We start from the raw sequence: 15,515 nt of genomic DNA, 5'->3' as shown, positions 1-15,515 counted from the left end.
GGGTCGCTGAATCGTGGAGAACCTCATTGCGCTGCTCATCGCGGCGCCCCTGCTCGGAGCGGCGGTCCTGCTGTGCGGCGGCCGGAGACTGGACGCCGTCGGCCACTGGATCGGCACGGCCCTGGCCGCCGCGTCCTTCGTGTTCGGTGTGATCCTCTTCGCCGACCTGCTCGGCAAGAGCGCCGAACACCGCACGCTCACCCAGCACCTGTTCAGCTGGGTGCCGGTCGAGGGCTTCCAGGCGGACGTCGCCTTCCAGCTCGACCAGCTGTCGATGACGTTCGTGCTGCTGATCACGGGTGTCGGCTCGCTGATCCACCTGTACTCCGTCGGGTACATGGAGCACGACGAGCGGCGCCGCCGCTTCTTCGGCTACCTGAACCTGTTCCTCGCGGCGATGCTGCTGCTCGTCCTCGCCGACAACTACCTGCTGCTGTACGTCGGCTGGGAGGGCGTCGGTCTCGCCTCCTACCTGCTGATCGGCTTCTGGCAGCACAAGCCCAGCGCGGCCACGGCGGCGAAGAAGGCCTTCCTGGTCAACCGCGTCGGCGACATGGGCCTGTCGATCGCGATCATGCTGATGTTCACGACGTTCGGCACCTTCGCCTTCGGCCCGGTGCTCGGCAGCCATGAGGAGCCCGGGCTCGTCGGTGACACATCAGAGGCCACGCTCACCGGCATCGCCCTGATGCTGCTGCTCGCCGCCTGCGGCAAGTCCGCCCAGGTGCCGCTGCAGTCCTGGCTCGGGGACGCGATGGAGGGCCCGACCCCGGTCTCGGCCCTCATCCACGCCGCGACGATGGTGACCGCGGGCGTATACCTGATCGTCCGCTCCGGCGCCGTCTTCAACGCCGCGCCCGACGCGCAGTTGGTGGTCACCGTCGTCGGTGCCGTCACGCTCCTGTTCGGTGCGATCGTCGGTTGCGCGAAGGACGACATCAAGAAGGCGCTGGCCGGCTCGACCATGTCGCAGATCGGCTACATGGTCCTCGCCGCGGGCCTCGGCCCCATCGGCTACGTCTTCGCGATCATGCACCTGGTGACGCACGGCTTCTTCAAGGCCGGGCTCTTCCTCGGCGCCGGTTCGGTCATGCACGGCATGAACGACGAGGTCGACATGCGGAAATACGGCGGCCTGCGCAAGTACATGCCGGTCACTTTCGTCACCTTCGGCCTCGGCTACCTCGCCATCATCGGCTTCCCGGGCCTGTCCGGCTTCTTCTCCAAGGACAAGATCATCGAGGCGGCCTTCGCCAAGGGCGGCACCGAGGGCTGGATCCTAGGCGGCGCGGCCCTGCTGGGCGCGGCCATCACGGCGTACTACATGACGCGCGTGATGCTGATGACGTTCTTCGGAGAGGAACGCTGGCGCAACCAGCCGACCCGCTCCCCCGAGGCCCCGAGCGCGGAGCCCGCCGCCGAACACCAGGGCGAGCATGCCGAACCGCATCCGCACGAGTCGCCCCGGTCCATGACGATCCCGATGATCGTGCTGGCCTTCGGCTCGGTTTTCGCGGGCGGGTTCTTCAGCATCGGCGACAGCTTCCTGCACTGGCTGGAGCCCGTCACCGGGCACGACCACGGAGACTCCCCGGTCAGCGCGCTGACGGTCACCCTCGCCACGATGGTGGTGCTGGTGGTCGGCGTGGCGATCGCCTGGGCCCAGTACGGCCGCCGTCCGGTCCCGGTCGTCGCCCCGCGCGGGTCGCTGCTCACCCGGGCCGCCCGGCGCGACCTGCTCCAGGACGACTTCAACCACGTGGTCCTCGTGCGCGGCGGAGAGCACCTCACGCGCTCCCTGGTGTACGTCGACCACAGCCTGGTCGACGGCGTCGTCAACGGCACGGCGGCCTCGATGGGCGGCCTGTCCGGGCGGATGCGCAAGCTGCAGAACGGCTTCGCGCGGTCGTACGCGGTCTCGATGTTCGGCGGTGCGGCGGTCCTCGTCGCCGCGACCCTGCTGATGAGGGCGGTCTGATACCGATGTCCTTTCCCCTCCTGACAGCGACGGCGGCGCTCCCGGCCCTTGGGGCGGTCGCCACGGCCGCCGTACCGGCGGCGCGGCGCACCGCCGCCAAGTGGTTGGCGCTGCTCGTCTCGCTCGCCACGCTCGCGTTCGCGATCGTCGTCCTGGTGCGCTTCGACCCGGACGGCGACCGTTACCAGCTCACCGAATCCCACTCCTGGATCAAGGACTTCGGGGTCAGGTACGAACTGGGCGTGGACGGCATCGGGGTGGCGCTCATCGCGCTGACCGCGCTGCTGATCCCGTTCATCATCCTCGCGGGCTGGCACGACGCCGACCCGCTGGAGACGGGCAACACACGCTGGCGGCCCACCCAGGGCTTCTTCGCCCTGATCCTGGCCGTCGAGGCGATGGTGATCATCTCCTTCGAGGCCACCGACGTCTTCCTCTTCTACATCTTCTTCGAAGCCATGCTGATCCCGATGTACTTCCTCATCGGCGGCTTCGGGGACCGTGCCCACCAGCACGGCGAGGAGGCGGCGTCGACGCAACGGTCGTACGCCGCGGTGAAGTTCCTCCTCTACAACCTGGTCGGCGGCCTGATCATGCTGGCCGCGGTGATCGGCCTCTATGTCGTCGCCGGAAGCTTCAGCCTCCAGGAGATCGCCGAGGCGCGCGCCAACGGCTCGCTGGACATGGCGACCAACACCGAACGCTGGCTCTTCCTGGGCTTCTTCTTCGCCTTCGCGGTGAAGGCGCCCCTGTGGCCGCTGCACACCTGGCTGCCCAACGCGATGGGGGAGGCCACCGCCCCGGTCGCCGTCCTCATCACCGCGGTCGTCGACAAGGTGGGCACCTTCGCGATGCTCCGCTTCTGCCTTCAGCTGTTCCCGGAGGCGTCGAAGTGGGCGACGCCCGTCATCCTCGTACTGGCGCTGATCAGCATCATCTACGGGGCGCTGCTCGCGGTCGGCCAGCGGGACATCAAGCGGCTGGTGGCGTACGCGTCGATCTCGCACTTCGGGTTCATCATCCTGGGCATCTTCGCGATGACCAGCCAGGGCCAGTCGGGCGCGACGCTCTACATGGTCAACCACGGCATCTCGACCGCCGCGTTGATGCTGGTGGCGGGCTTCCTGATCTCGCGGCGCGGTTCGCGGCTCATCGCCGACTACGGCGGGGTGCAGAAGGTCGCTCCGGTGCTCGCCGGCACGTTCCTGATCGGCGGCCTGGCGACTCTGTCGCTGCCCGGGCTCGCGCCGTTCGTGAGTGAATTCCTCGTCCTGGTCGGCACGTTCGCGCGCTACCCGGTGATCGGGATCATCGCCACCTTCGGCATCGTGCTGGCCGCGCTCTACACCCTCGTCCTCTATCAGAGGACGATGACCGGTCCGGTGAAACCCGAAGTCGCGGCGATGCCCGATCTCAGGGTCCGGGAACTCGTGGTCGTCGCCCCGCTGGTCGTACTGCTGATCTTCCTGGGCGTCTACCCGAAGCCCGTCACGGACATCATCGATCCAGCGGTCAAGCAGACCATGTCCGACGTCCATAAGAAGGACCCCCAGCCCGAGGTGGAGGCGGCCAAGTGAGCGCAGCAGCCGTCCACAGCCTGTGGACAACCGCGGCCGAGCCGATCGCGAAGATCGACGCGCCGACGTTCGAATACGGACAACTGTCGCCCACCTTGATCGTCGTCGGCGCGGCGATCGTCGGGGTGCTGGTCGAGGCGTTCGTCCCGCGCAAGTCCCGTTACTACGCCCAGATGTTCGTGTCCGTCGTCGCGCTGGTCGCCGCCTTCGCCGCGGTCGTCGCGCTCGCCGCCGACGGATACGGAACGACCAAGGCGCGCATCGCGGCGATGGGCGCGATCGCGGTCGACGGCCCGGCCCTCTTCCTGCAGGGCACGATCCTGCTGGTGGCCCTGGTCGGCCTGTTCACCTTCGCCGAGCGGCGGCTCGACCCGGAGGCGCACGGCAACCGCATCGACTCCTTCGCCGCGCAGGCCGCCTCAGTGCCGGGCAGCGAAAGCGAAAAGGCCGCGGTCAAGGCCGGTTTCACCACCACAGAGGTGTTCCCGCTGCTGCTGTTCGCCGTGACCGGCATGCTGATCTTCCCGGCGGCCAACGACCTGCTGACGCTCTTCGTGGCCCTGGAAGTCCTCTCCCTCCCGCTGTACCTGCTGTGCGCGCTGGCCCGCCGCAAGCGGCTCATGTCGCAGGAGGCCGCGGTCAAGTACTTCCTGCTCGGCGCGTTCGCCTCCGCGTTCACGCTGTTCGGCATCGCACTGCTGTACGGCTACGCGGGCTCGATGTCGTACGCGACGATCGCGCAGGTCGTCGACGGCCAGGTCCAGACCGTCAACCCGGCGCTCGCGGACACCATGGGCAACGACGCGCTGCTGCTCATCGGTGCCGCGATGCTGGTGATGGGCCTGCTGTTCAAGGTCGGCGCCGTGCCGTTCCACATGTGGACGCCGGACGTCTACCAGGGCGCGCCCACGCCGGTGACCGGGTTCATGGCGGCGGCGACGAAGGTGGCCGCCTTCGGTGCGCTCCTCCGGGTGCTGTACGTCGTGCTGCCCGGCCTGCGCTGGGACTGGCGGCCGGTCATGTGGGGCGTTGCCATCGTCACCATGCTCGGCGGTGCGATCGTCGCGATCACGCAGACCGACATCAAGCGGCTGCTGGCGTACTCGTCCATCGCGCACGCGGGATTCATCCTCGCGGGTGTCATCGCGACCACGCCCGACGGTGTCTCCTCCGTCCTCTTCTACCTGGCCGCCTACTCGTTCGTGACGATCGGCGCGTTCGCGGTCGTGACCCTGGTGCGGGACGCGGGCGGGGAGGCGACGCACCTGTCCAAGTGGGCCGGCCTCGGCCGCCGTTCACCGTTGGTGGCAGCCGTGTTCGCGGTGTTTCTGCTGGCCTTCGCGGGCATTCCGCTGACCTCCGGGTTCGCAGGGAAGTTCGCCGTGTTCAAGGCGGCGGCTGAGGGCGGCGCGGCTCCGCTGGTCGTGGTGGGTGTGATCTCGTCCGCGATCGCGGCCTTCTTCTACATCCGTGTCATCGTGCTGATGTTCTTCAGCGAGCCGCGGCCCGAGGGACCGACCGTGGCCGTCCCCTCGCTGCTGACGACGACCGCGATCGGAGTCGGCGTGGCGGTCACGCTGGTGCTCGGTGTGGCGCCGCAGTACTTCCTGGACCTGGCCAACCAGGCGGGAGTGTTCGTGCGCTGACCTGCGGTGCGTGAGATGAAGGGCCCCGGCTCCCGGTGAGGAGCCGGGGCCCTTCGTGTGGGGAGGGCGGGCCGGCAGGACATCGACCTGTGGATAACTCCGGCGGTGTCAGTCCGGACCCCTATCGTGGGGGCAGTGGTCGAGGGACGACGTACGGGGGACACGGCAATGGGTGGGACGGGCGGGATCGGCGAGATGCCAGGGACGATCGATAGCGAGGCGCTGGCCACGCTGCACCGTGTCTTCGGGTACGAGGCCTTCCGCGGTGAGCAGGAAGCGGTCATCGAGCATGTGGTGGCCGGCGGCGACGCCGTGGTCCTCATGCCGACCGGTGGCGGCAAGTCGCTGTGCTACCAGATCCCGTCCCTGGTCAGACCCGGTACGGGCATTGTGGTCTCGCCGCTCATCGCGCTGATGCAGGACCAGGTGGACGCGCTGCGGGCGCTCGGCGTGAACGCCGGGTTCATGAACTCGACGCAGGACTTCGACCAGCGGCGGGTGGTGGAGGCCGAATACCTGGCCGGTGAACTGGACCTGCTGTACCTGGCGCCGGAGCGGCTGCGGCTCGACTCGACGCTGGACCTCCTGTCACGGGGGAAGATCGCGGTCTTCGCCATCGACGAGGCGCACTGCGTCTCCCAGTGGGGCCACGACTTCCGACCCGACTATCTGTCCCTTTCGCTGCTCGGCCAGCGCTGGCCGGACGTCCCGCGGATCGCCCTCACGGCGACGGCCACGGACGCCACGCACAAGGAGATCACCCAGCGGCTGAACATGCCGACGGCCCGCCATTTCGTGGCGAGCTTCGACCGGCCCAACATCCAGTACCGGATCGTGCCCAAGGCCGACCCCAAGAAGCAGCTGCTGGGCTTCCTGCGCGAGGAGCACGCGGGCGACGCGGGCATCGTGTACTGCCTCTCGCGCAAGTCCGTGGAGGCGACGGCCGAGTTCCTGTCCCGCAACGGCATCGAGGCGGTGCCGTACCACGCGGGCCTGGACGCGGGCACGCGTGCCGCCCACCAGTCCCGCTTCCTGCGGGAGGACGGCCTGATCGTGGTCGCGACCATCGCCTTCGGCATGGGCATCGACAAGCCGGACGTCCGCTTCGTCGCCCACCTCGACCTGCCCAAGTCGGTCGAGGGCTACTACCAGGAGACGGGCCGCGCAGGCCGCGACGGACTGCCGTCCACGGCATGGATGGCATACGGGCTCAACGACGTCATACAGCAGCGCAAAATGATCCAGTCGAGCGAGGGCGACGAGGCGTTCCGGCGCCGGGCCGCCGCCCACCTGGACTCGATGCTGGCGCTGTGCGAGACGGCCCAATGCCGACGCGGGCAGCTCCTCGCCTACTTCGGCCAGGACCCGGACCCGGTGGACTGCGGGAACTGCGACACATGCCTCACCCCGCCGGAAACCTGGGACGGCACGGTCGCGGCCCAGAAGGTGCTGTCGACGGTGGTGCGGCTGCAGCGGGAGCGCGGACAGAAGTTCGGCGCCGTGCAGATCGTCGACATTCTCCTGGGGAAGCGCTCGGCCAAGGTCATCCAGTTCGATCACGACCAGTTGTCCGTGTTCGGTATCGGCGAGGAGCTCTCGGAGGGGGAATGGCGAGGCGTCGTACGACAGTTGCTGGCGCAGGGGCTGCTCGCGGTCGAGGGGGACTACGGCACGTTGGTGCTCACCGAGGCGAGCGGGTCGGTGCTGCGGCGGGAACGGGAGGTGCCGCTGCGGAAGGAGCCGAAGAAGGTCGTGACCTCACGGTCGGCTGCGGGATCGTCGGGTTCCGGGCGCGGGGAGCGCAAGGCCAAGACCGCCGCGGCCGAGCTGCCCGAGGTTCTCGTGCCCGCGTTCGAGGCGTTGCGGGCGTGGCGAGCCGAGCAGGCTCGTGAGCAGGGAGTTCCGGCGTACGTCATCTTCCATGACGCGACACTGCGGGAGATCGTCACGGTGTGGCCGACGTCCGTGGCACAGCTCGGCGGGGTTGGCGGGGTCGGCGAGAAGAAGCTGGTGACCTACGGGGAGGGCGTGATCGGGGTGCTGGCCGGGTTGGGCGGGGCTCCAGGGGGCGCGGCGCCGAGTCAGGAGGGGGACGCGGACCCGGGTGCGGACCACTGGCCCGAGATGGATGCGGAGCCGGAGCCGGACGACTGGATATAGAGGAGCCGGACGACTGGATAGAGAAGGGGACTGCGGCGCGCACCGTCACAGAGCTCGCGCCGCGTACGCCCTGACATCCGCGTCGGAGTCGGTGGTGGCCGTGGCGAGGGCCGCACGGGCATTTCGGCACCGGCGTGCCGGATCAGCGCAAGGCCCGCCGCCTTACGGCCGTCGGCGTTGAGGTCGGCGAGGGCCTTGGCCAGGGCCGGGACGGCAGAGTCGCGAGTCGCGGCCGACAGGGCGGTGGCCGCGCCGGCCCGGACCTGCCACGCCGGATCGGACAGGGCCGCCGTGGCTCGTTCGGCGAGCGGCGCCGGGCAACCGGTGGTGCCGAGCGCACCGTAGGCGGCCGCGCGTACCAGGGCGTCGGGGTCGCCTACGAGGTCGTTGAGGGCCGCCCGCACCGGATCGGGTTCGGGCCCGACGGAGGTTGGACCCGCCGGGCCCAGGCGTCCCGCGGACACGGTGGCCAGGCCCTTGTGGCGATCGTGACGCGGACCTCGTGCGACGGGTCTGCGGTCGCGGCGTGGGCGAGCTCCTCGGCGGCGTCGACCGACACCAGCGCACGCACGGCCTCAATGCGGACGGCGACGTCGGCGTCCGCCAAGGAGGTCGCGAACAGGCCGGTGTCACCCAGGAGCAAGGCGCGCAGCACGTCCAGTGAAGCGGCCCGCACGACCGGGTCGGGCTCGGCCAGGGCGGCGATCAGGCCGCCGCGGCGGCGCGCACCTCCGCGGCGCTGTCGCGGAGCGCGTCGTGTCGGTTGCCCTCAGCTGGGGTGGCGCGGTTATGAGAGCGCTGTCAGGCCGGGGGCGAAGGTGATGAGGAGGGGGAGCAGTGGGATCAGGGTGGCCACGGTCGTCGTGAGGGCTCGGTGGCGGGGGCCGAGGCGGGGCTGGGGTTCCAGGAGGCGGTCCACTCGTTCGCCGAGGAGGCGGTGGGTGGAGGCGCAGGAGAGGACGCCTCGGTGTTGGTTCAGTTCGATCAGGGCGAGGGCCGTGGTCAGGTGGCCGCAGCGGCGGGAGGCCGTGTCGTCGGCGGAGAGTTCGACCAGGCGGTGGGTCTGGTCGCAGAAGTGGGCGAAGAGCGGTATGCGGGGGAAGCCGGTGGCGAGGGCGGTGGAGAGGTGGAGCAGCCAGTCGTGGCGGGCGCGGGCGTGGCCGCGTTCGTGGGTGAGGACCGCGTCAAGCTGGTGGTCGGTGAGGCGGTGCAGGGCGCCGGTCGTGACGATCAGCTGGGGCGGGCTGCCGGGCATCCACCAGGCGTCCGGGTACTCGTCCTCCAGGACGAGGAGAGGGCCGCGCGCGGCGGGCAGGCCGGCCGGCAGGTCGGGGGCACGTTCGCGCAGGTGGGCGCGGGCCTGGCCACGGCGCCGACGGGCCTCGACGAGCTCACGGGCGAGCATCGCGGTCGTCCAGGCGGCACCGCCGGCCAGGAGCAGGGTGAGGGCGGCGGCCCAGGGCGGGGCGGCGGAGAGGTCGTACGCGGCGGTCACGGCGGGCGGCGCCGGAGCGAAGACATGGTCGCGGACGGTGTGGAAGACCGCCGCCGTGCCCAGCACCAGGGCCGCCAGACAGCACAGCAGGACGGTGGCGACCAGGCACTGCCACACCCACAGCGCGACCACCGGGTCCCGCTCGGGCCACGCGGCCCGGGTCAGAGCACGCGGAACCGGCACGGCGGCCGCCAGGGCGACGGCGCTCAGCAGGAGCAGGCAGACAGTCATGCCACGGGCTCCGGATCCTGATCGGAAGAAACGGCTGCTATGGGTGCACAGTGCGAAGAGCGCAAAGGGCAAGCACCGCAAGGGCTCTACGGGCGGCGACGGTGTCGTCCTCACAAGCCACGCCGCCCGACGCCAGTATGACGGCGGCGGGCGGCGTACGGCAGGTGTCGGGAGTCGTTCAGTGGGATCGGGGGTGGGGTGTGGGGTGGGCCGCGGAGGGCACCACCCGGCCGGTGACCTCACCCAGTCCCACCCGGACGCCGTCCGGTCCGGGGGCCCAGGCCGACAGTGTCACCACGTCGCCGTCCTCGAGGAAGGTCCGCTTGCCGTCCGGGAGTTCGAGGGCGTCGCGGCCGTTCCAGGTCAGTTCGAGCAGCGATCCGCGTTCCCGCTCGGCAGGGCCGCTCACCGTGCCGGAGCCGTACAGGTCGCCGGTGCGCAGACAGGCGCCGTTGACGGTCATGTGGGCCAGCTGCTGGGCGGCCGTCCAGTACATGGTGGAGAAGGGGGGCTCGGAGACGACGTGGCCGTTGACGGCGACAGAGATACGCAGGTCGTAGCCGCCGGGTTCGTCGTCCGTGTCGTCCAGGTAGGGCAGCAGCGGGTGGGTCCGCTCCGGGGGCGTCACCCGCGCCGGCTCCAGGGCGTCCAGCGGGGTGATCCACGCCGACACCGAGGTGGCGAAGGACTTGCCGAGGAACGGGCCGAGAGGGACGTACTCCCAGGCCTGGATGTCGCGGGCGGACCAGTCGTTCAACAGGCACAGTCCGAAGACGTGCTCGCGGAAGTCACCGAGTGCGACCGGCTCGCCCATCCGTGAGGGTGCCCCGACCACGAAGCCGACCTCGGCCTCGATGTCCAGACGGACGGAAGGCCCGAAGACGGGTGCCGGGTCGGAAGCGGCCTTTCGCTGCCCCGACGGGCGTACGACGTCCGTGCCGGACACCACGACCGTGCCGGAGCGGCCGTGGTAGCCGATCGGCAGGTGCTTCCAGTTGGGGGTCAGGGAGTCGGCGGCGTCCGGGCGGAAGATCTGGCCGACGTTCCGGGCGTGGTTCTCGGAGGCGTAGAAGTCGACGTAGTCCGCCACCTCGAAGGGGAGATGCAGAGTCACGGAGGACAGGGGGTGGAACAGCGGCTCGATGGTCTCGCGGTGCGACGGCACCGTCACCCATGCCGTCAGCGCACGCCGTACATCCGACCAGGCGGTGCGGCCCGCGGCGAGCAGCGGGTTCAGGGAGGGCCGCGCGAGGAGGGAGACGTACGGGGAGCCGAGGGCGGCGGCCGCTGCGCCCGCGTCCAGGACCTGGTCGCCTAGACGGACACCGACCCGCCGGTCGGCAGAAGCAGCAGAAGCGGCGGAACCGTCGGATCCAGGGAGCGAGAACACGCCGTACGGCAGGTTGTGCGTGCCGAAGGGGTCGCCCTCGGGGACATCGAAGGGGGGCATGGGTGCTGCCTCACTCTCGTGCGTACCGTGCGTTCGATGTGGTCACGTCACAGCTGTCACGTCACAGCTGTCGCGCCACACGCTGTCGGGCCACACGTTACGGCTGAGTTGCCTGCCATGGGCAGGACCAGAGATTCCTCCGGCCGACCTGTCACAACAGCTGCCTCCGTTCCGTCAGTGCAGTGAGACCGAGAACAAGAACGCGAACCTGACACAGGAGGCAGCACCATGCAGGCTCGGATGACGAACCCGGCGTACGTCCTTCCCGGCGCACTCAAGGGCATCGGCACCCTCAACCAGGCGATCGGCGAGAGCGGTCTGTCGCAGGAGGTGGCGGAGATCGTCGGGCTGCGCGCCAGCCAGATCAACGGCTGCAGCGCCTGCGTCCACGGACATGTGCACAATCTGCGCAAGGGCGGGGCCAGCGAGGAGCGCATCGCGGCCGTCGCCGCCTGGCGCGAGGCGCCCTGCTTCTCCGACGCCGAGCGGGCCGCACTCCAGCTGACCGAGTCGGTCACCCGCCTCGCGGACCGCTCCCACGAGTCGGTGTCGGACGCGCTGTGGGACGAGGTCGCCGACCACTTCGACGAGAAGGAACTGTCGGCGCTCATCCTCACCATCGCCCTCACCAACCTGTTCAACCGCATCAACACCACCATCAAGGAGCCGGCGGGGACGACATGGGGATGACCTGGGGATGACCGGAGACGCCGGTCCGGCGCCGGCCCGCGCGCGGGCCCGGACCGGTGTCACGAGGTGCAGACGTCCTTCAACTTGTCGGCGGCCGCGTCGATCTTGCCGGTGTCCGGGTCGGTGTCGCCGTTCAGGATGGCCCTGTTGTAGTCCTCGATCGCCTGGTTCAGGTCGTCGGCCGCCTTGTCGACCTTGCTGTCGTCCGTGTCGTTGTTGATCTTGTCGAGGTTCTTCTCGATCGTGTCGATCGACTCGTCCGTGCGCGACGGGTCCTTCGCCGCGTCCCAGCCGGCCTCGTGGATCGCCTTGAGGCTGTCGGAGATCGTGTCGGCGTTGGACACGCAACCCAGCGAGTTGTCGAAGTCGTCGGGGTCGCAGGCGGTGGCGAGCCCGGCGGTCAGGGCCACGGCAGCCACGGCGGTGGCGATGGTGGTGATACGGCGGCGGCGCGGACGGTTCGCGGACATTGGGCTGGTCCTTTCGTAGAGGATCTCGGTCGAGGACTCGGTCGAGGTCTGTGCCCCTTACGATTCCGTCGCCCGCCCGCCGCCACGAGGGAACGGCCACCCGTATCCGGGGTGTAGCCCACTACACCGTCCGGCGGCGACAGGTTCGCCGCCGCCGGTGAACAAGACCCTACGACCGGCCGCCCTACGACCGGCCGCCCTACGACCGGCCGCCCTACGACCGGCCGCCCTACGACCGGCCGCCCTACGACCGGCCGCCCTACGACCGGCCGCCCCTATAACCGGCCGCCCCTATAACCGGCCGCCCCTATAACCGGCCGCCCCTACGCCCGATAGCGCCCCAGTGTCCTCAGCCCCGGCAGCGCCCGGTCCTCGAAGTCGAACAGGGCGAGGTTCTCCCACGCGTTGCCGGACGTCGGGTCCTCCGGGTTCCAGCCGCTGCCGGCGCGGTACGTCCACAGGCCTTCCCAGTAGCAGTAGCCGAGGCCCTGCCCGCCGGGGACGGCGGACGCGAGGTCGGCCACCGTGCGCAGCCAGGCCGCCTGGCCCTCGGGCGTGGCGGGGAAGCCCTCGGTGAGCTGCGAGGGGTCGTTCATGATGTCGTTGACGTCGTCCTCGCTCTCCAGCGTGAACGGGTAGGCCGTCTCGGCGATCACGCACGGCTTGCCGTAACGGGCGGTGATGTCGGCCATGTTGGCGGCGGCCTGCTCCAGCGGCCCGTGCCAGAAGGGGTAGTAGGAGAGCCCGATGATGTCGAAGTCGACGCCGTAGGAGACCGCGTTGTCGAACCACCACCGGTACAGCCCGTTGTCGCCGCCGTTGGCCAGGTGGAGGATCGTGCGGATGCGCGGCTGGGTGTCGCGGGCGGCGCGGAGGCCGGCCTTGAGGAAAGCGGCGAGGTTGTCCCAGTGCTCCCAGTTGCCCTCGGGCCAGAGCATGCCGCCGTTCAGCTCGTTGCCGATCTGCACCAGGTCGGCCGGGGTGCCCTGCCGCCGCAGCGCGCCGAGGACGTCGGCGGTGTGGTCGTAGACCGCCCTGGTCAGGCCGGCCGCGTCCAGGTCGGCCCAGGCGGTCGGCTTGGTCTGGTGCGCCGGGTCCGCCCAGGTGTCGGAGTAGTGGAAGTCGACCCAGATGCCGATGCCGGCCCGCTTCAGGCGACGCGCCAGCGGGAGTATGTGGGCCTTGTTGTTGTAGCCGTCGGCCGGGTTGACCCACACCTTGAGGCGGGCGTGGGTGACGCCCGAGTCGGCGAGGATGCGGAGGGGGTCGTCGCGGCGGCCGTCGGTACGCCGGTAGACGGCACCCTTGTCCTCGTTCTTCGGCAGCGAGGAGATGTCGACGCCGCGGATCTCCAGGCGGCGACGTTCCCCGGCCGTCGAGGCGGGCGTCGAGGCGGGCGTCGAGGCGGCCGTCGAGGCGACGGCGGGGGCCGCGCCGACCACGGGAATCGTCAGCGCGGCGGCTCCGGCGGCGGTCAGAACACTGCGTCTGCGCATGTCAGGGTCCCTTCACAGTAAAAGCAACAAGGAAGAACAAAAGGAATAGACAAAGAGAACAAACGGCGCAAGACGGGGCAGGAAGCTCAGCGCGGTTCGCGGAACACCTCGACCGCCCCCGCCGGCACCGCCACACGACTCCCGTCCGCCAGCGCCACCTTCACCTCGGCGTCGGTGTGGTTGACGGCGAAACGGAACGCCCCCGACTCGCCCTCCCGTACGACGACTTCGACGTCCCTGGGTAGATCCAGAGGCGTCACCCCCGCGTCCGCGAGGGTGAGGTCCACGACCGCCGCCAGATCGGCCCCGGTCAGCCGGGTGGCCAGATACCAGGCGGCCCCGTCGCCGAGCGCGCGCCGGGTGAGCGCCGGGCGCCCCGCCGTACGGCCGTCGCCGAAGACGGCGACGGTGTCGCAGCCGTCACCGGGGACGACGTACTCGGACCACACCTCGGCCCGGAGCAGGTCTCCCTCGGCCGTGCGTACGGTGACGGCCTCACCCGGCAGCAACGGGTCGAACTCCTCGATGGTCAGCCCGAGTACGTCCCGCATCGCCCCCGGATACGCCCCGGGGTGCACGGCGTCGTGCTCGTCGACGATGCCGGAGAAGTAGGAGACCAGGAGGGTGCCGCCGCGCGAGACGTACCGCTCCAGGTCGGCGGCGATGCCCGAGGGCGCGGAGTACAGCTGCGGGACGACGAGCAGCGGATACCGGGCGGGATCCACGTCCCCGAGCGCGGCCGGCGCGAAGAAGTCGACCGTCAGATGCCGGTCGTAGAGCGCCTCGTAGAACGCGTCGAGCCGCTCCCGCGCGTCGAGGTCCTCGCTCGGACGCCAGTCCAGGCCCTGCGCCCACCACGACTCCCAGGACCAGACCATGGCCACGTCGGCCCGGGTCCGCGTGCCGCGCAGGTCCGCGAGGCCCGCCACCCGCTCGCCGAGCTCGACGACCTCCCGCCAGACCCGCGTGCCCGTCCCCCCGTGCGGCAGCATCGACGAGTGGAACTTCTCGGCGCCGCTGCGGGACTGCCGCCACTGGAAGAACATCGCGCCCTCGGAGCCGCGGGCGACATGGCCGAGGGAGTTGCGGGCCATCTGGCCGGGCTCCTTGGCCGGGTTGTGCGGCTGCCAGTTGATGCCCGACGGGGAGTGTTCGAGCAGCAGCCAGGGGGCGCCGCCCGCGACGGAGCGCGTGAGGTCGGCGGCGAGGGCGAGGTTGACGTGGGTGCGGCGGCCGTCGGTGATCAGGTAGTGGTCGTTGGTGACGAGGTCGACCTCGCGCGCCCAGGCCCAGTAGTCGATGGAGGCGCACTGGCTGGGCGCGACCATGAAGTTGGTGGTCACGGGCACGCCGGGGGACAGGTGGTGCAGGATGTCCCGCTCGGCGACGAAGTTGGCGCGGGCCTGACCGTCCGCGAACCGCTGGAAGTCCAGCTGGTGGGCCGGGTTGCCCACCGTCGGTGTGGCCCGGGGCACCCCGATCTCCTCCCAGTCGCCGTAGAGCTGGCCCCAGAAGGCGGTGCCCCAGGCCTGGTTGAGGGCGCCGAGGGTGCCGTAGCGGTCCTGGAGCCAGGCCCGGAAGGCGTCGGCGCAGGTGTCGCAGTAGCAGGTCAGCACGGGAGCGCCGTACTCGTTGTGGACGTGCCACAGGACCACGGCGGGATGCCGTCCGTAACGCGAAGCGATCCGCGAAGTGATCTCAGCGGCGGCGGCCCGGTAGTCCGGATTCGAGTGGCAGACGGCGCCGCGTGAGCCGAACGCCAGCCGCACCCCTTCCCGGGTCACGGGCAGCGCTTTTGGATGCGCGCGATAGAACCAGGCGGGCGGTACGACGGTCGGCGTCGCCAGGTCCACCAGGATGTCGGCCTCGTACAGCATCCCGATGATCAGGTCGAGCCACTCGAAGTCGTACTCGCCGGGCCGGGGTTCGATCCTCGACCACGCGAAGATGCCGAGCGAGACCATGGTGACCCCGGCCTCGCGCATCAGCCGTACGTCCTCCTCCCATACCTCCTGCGGCCACTGCTCGGGGTTGTAGTCGCCCCCGAAGGCGAGTGGCAGGCGGTCGTGCGGGGCGGCGGAGGACATGCGGAGGCTCCCGGGAATCGGCAGAGGTGACGCCAGGTTTCTGTGATCGTGCACAGTACTGATTACGGCTGGCATCGGTGAGCAACAAGTAGGTAACCCCAGGCATCCGCCATTGACAAGGGGCCGAAACAATTCTCTACTGTGCACGATCACAGAGCCGCGCGGCCCTCGCGCACCAGCCCCTCGGTCACGTGTCGCAGCCCCTCCCCCCACGGCGGTCGCCGCGAACGCGAGA

At 70.1% G+C, this 15,515-nt stretch carries 10 protein-coding genes and 1 pseudogene; 5 read left to right on the top strand and 6 right to left on the bottom strand.

The genetic code is table 11. From position 1 onward, the window contains the following. Positions 1-13: 13 nt before the first annotated feature. The 4 genes from nuoL (at position 14) to recQ (ending at position 7,361) form a co-directional block, all read left to right on the top strand. Positions 14-1,978, top strand: a complete 1,965-nt coding sequence (nuoL, locus tag ACFYO2_RS30835) for an NADH-quinone oxidoreductase subunit L (RefSeq protein ID WP_388355544.1) — start codon at positions 14-16, stop codon at positions 1,976-1,978. A 5-nt stretch (positions 1,979-1,983) separates the two neighbouring features. Continuing rightward, complete coding sequence (locus ACFYO2_RS30830) at positions 1,984-3,555, top strand: NADH-quinone oxidoreductase subunit M (protein ID WP_388355542.1); 1,572 nt, start codon at positions 1,984-1,986, stop codon at positions 3,553-3,555. Continuing rightward, a complete protein-coding gene (gene nuoN, locus ACFYO2_RS30825; protein WP_388355541.1) occupies positions 3,552-5,201 on the top strand; it encodes an NADH-quinone oxidoreductase subunit NuoN in 1,650 nt (549 codons plus the stop codon). Before ACFYO2_RS30830 ends, nuoN begins: the two co-directional genes overlap by 4 nt. A 168-nt stretch (positions 5,202-5,369) precedes the next feature. Further along, a complete protein-coding gene (gene recQ / locus ACFYO2_RS30820; RefSeq protein WP_388355759.1) occupies positions 5,370-7,361 on the top strand; it encodes a DNA helicase RecQ in 1,992 nt (663 codons plus the stop codon). Positions 7,362-7,406: 45 nt separating this feature from the next. On the opposite strand, the pseudogene ACFYO2_RS30815 reads toward recQ, so the two are convergent. The 3 genes and pseudogenes from ACFYO2_RS30815 to fahA all read right to left on the bottom strand — a co-directional run. Further along, positions 7,407-8,079: pseudogene (locus tag ACFYO2_RS30815) on the bottom strand (HEAT repeat domain-containing protein); the annotation flags it as partial. Positions 8,080-8,148: 69 nt separating this feature from the next. Further along, positions 8,149-9,087 (bottom strand): M56 family metallopeptidase, encoded by a 939-nt coding sequence (locus tag ACFYO2_RS30810; RefSeq protein ID WP_388355540.1) that lies wholly within the window; start codon positions 9,085-9,087, stop codon positions 8,149-8,151. A gap of 178 nt (positions 9,088-9,265) precedes the next feature. Further along, on the bottom strand, positions 9,266-10,537 hold the full coding sequence (gene fahA, locus ACFYO2_RS30805) for a fumarylacetoacetase (protein ID WP_388355539.1): 1,272 nt from the start codon (positions 10,535-10,537) through the stop codon (positions 9,266-9,268). Positions 10,538-10,765: 228 nt separating this feature from the next. Between fahA and ACFYO2_RS30800 the strand changes: the two genes are divergently transcribed. Then, positions 10,766-11,227 (top strand): carboxymuconolactone decarboxylase family protein, encoded by a 462-nt coding sequence (locus ACFYO2_RS30800; protein WP_388355538.1) that lies wholly within the window; start codon positions 10,766-10,768, stop codon positions 11,225-11,227. 59 nt (positions 11,228-11,286) lie between these two features. On the opposite strand, the gene ACFYO2_RS30795 is transcribed toward ACFYO2_RS30800, so the two are convergent. The 3 genes from ACFYO2_RS30795 to ACFYO2_RS30785 all read right to left on the bottom strand — a co-directional run bounded on the left by ACFYO2_RS30795 (position 11,287) and on the right by ACFYO2_RS30785 (position 15,280). After that, positions 11,287-11,697 carry a hypothetical protein gene (locus ACFYO2_RS30795; protein WP_388355537.1) on the bottom strand — a complete coding sequence of 137 codons (411 nt, stop codon included), beginning with the start codon at positions 11,695-11,697 and terminating at the stop codon, positions 11,287-11,289. A 323-nt stretch (positions 11,698-12,020) separates the two neighbouring features. Further along, on the bottom strand, positions 12,021-13,193 hold the full coding sequence (locus tag ACFYO2_RS30790; RefSeq protein WP_388355536.1) for an arabinogalactan endo-beta-1,4-galactanase: 1,173 nt from the start codon (positions 13,191-13,193) through the stop codon (positions 12,021-12,023). Between the two features lie 86 nt (positions 13,194-13,279). Next, positions 13,280-15,280, bottom strand: coding sequence for a beta-galactosidase (locus ACFYO2_RS30785; RefSeq protein ID WP_388355535.1), 2,001 nt, complete (start codon positions 15,278-15,280; stop codon positions 13,280-13,282). Positions 15,281-15,515 lie beyond the last annotated feature (235 nt).

Origin of the sequence: Streptomyces sp. NPDC006602 (assembly GCF_042870385.1) — a bacterium.
In the GTDB taxonomy this organism is placed as follows: domain Bacteria; phylum Actinomycetota; class Actinomycetes; order Streptomycetales; family Streptomycetaceae; genus Streptomyces.
This window is presented reverse-complemented; position numbering and strand designations above follow the sequence as displayed.

What these genes read in the sequence shown, in the direction of transcription:
- ACFYO2_RS30830 (WP_388355542.1), top strand. Translation starts at nt 1,984, where the DNA reads ATGTCCTTTCCCCTCCTGACAGCGACGGCGGCGCTCCCGGCCCTTGGG.
- recQ (WP_388355759.1), top strand. Translation starts at nt 5,370, where the DNA reads ATGGGTGGGACGGGCGGGATCGGCGAGATGCCAGGGACGATCGATAGC.
- ACFYO2_RS30810 (WP_388355540.1), bottom strand. Translation starts at nt 9,087, where the DNA reads ATGACTGTCTGCCTGCTCCTGCTGAGCGCCGTCGCCCTGGCGGCCGCC.
- fahA (WP_388355539.1), bottom strand. Translation starts at nt 10,537, where the DNA reads ATGCCCCCCTTCGATGTCCCCGAGGGCGACCCCTTCGGCACGCACAAC.
- ACFYO2_RS30800 (WP_388355538.1), top strand. Translation starts at nt 10,766, where the DNA reads ATGCAGGCTCGGATGACGAACCCGGCGTACGTCCTTCCCGGCGCACTC.
- ACFYO2_RS30795 (WP_388355537.1), bottom strand. Translation starts at nt 11,697, where the DNA reads ATGTCCGCGAACCGTCCGCGCCGCCGCCGTATCACCACCATCGCCACC.
- ACFYO2_RS30790 (WP_388355536.1), bottom strand. Translation starts at nt 13,193, where the DNA reads ATGCGCAGACGCAGTGTTCTGACCGCCGCCGGAGCCGCCGCGCTGACG.
- ACFYO2_RS30785 (WP_388355535.1), bottom strand. Translation starts at nt 15,280, where the DNA reads ATGTCCTCCGCCGCCCCGCACGACCGCCTGCCACTCGCCTTCGGGGGC.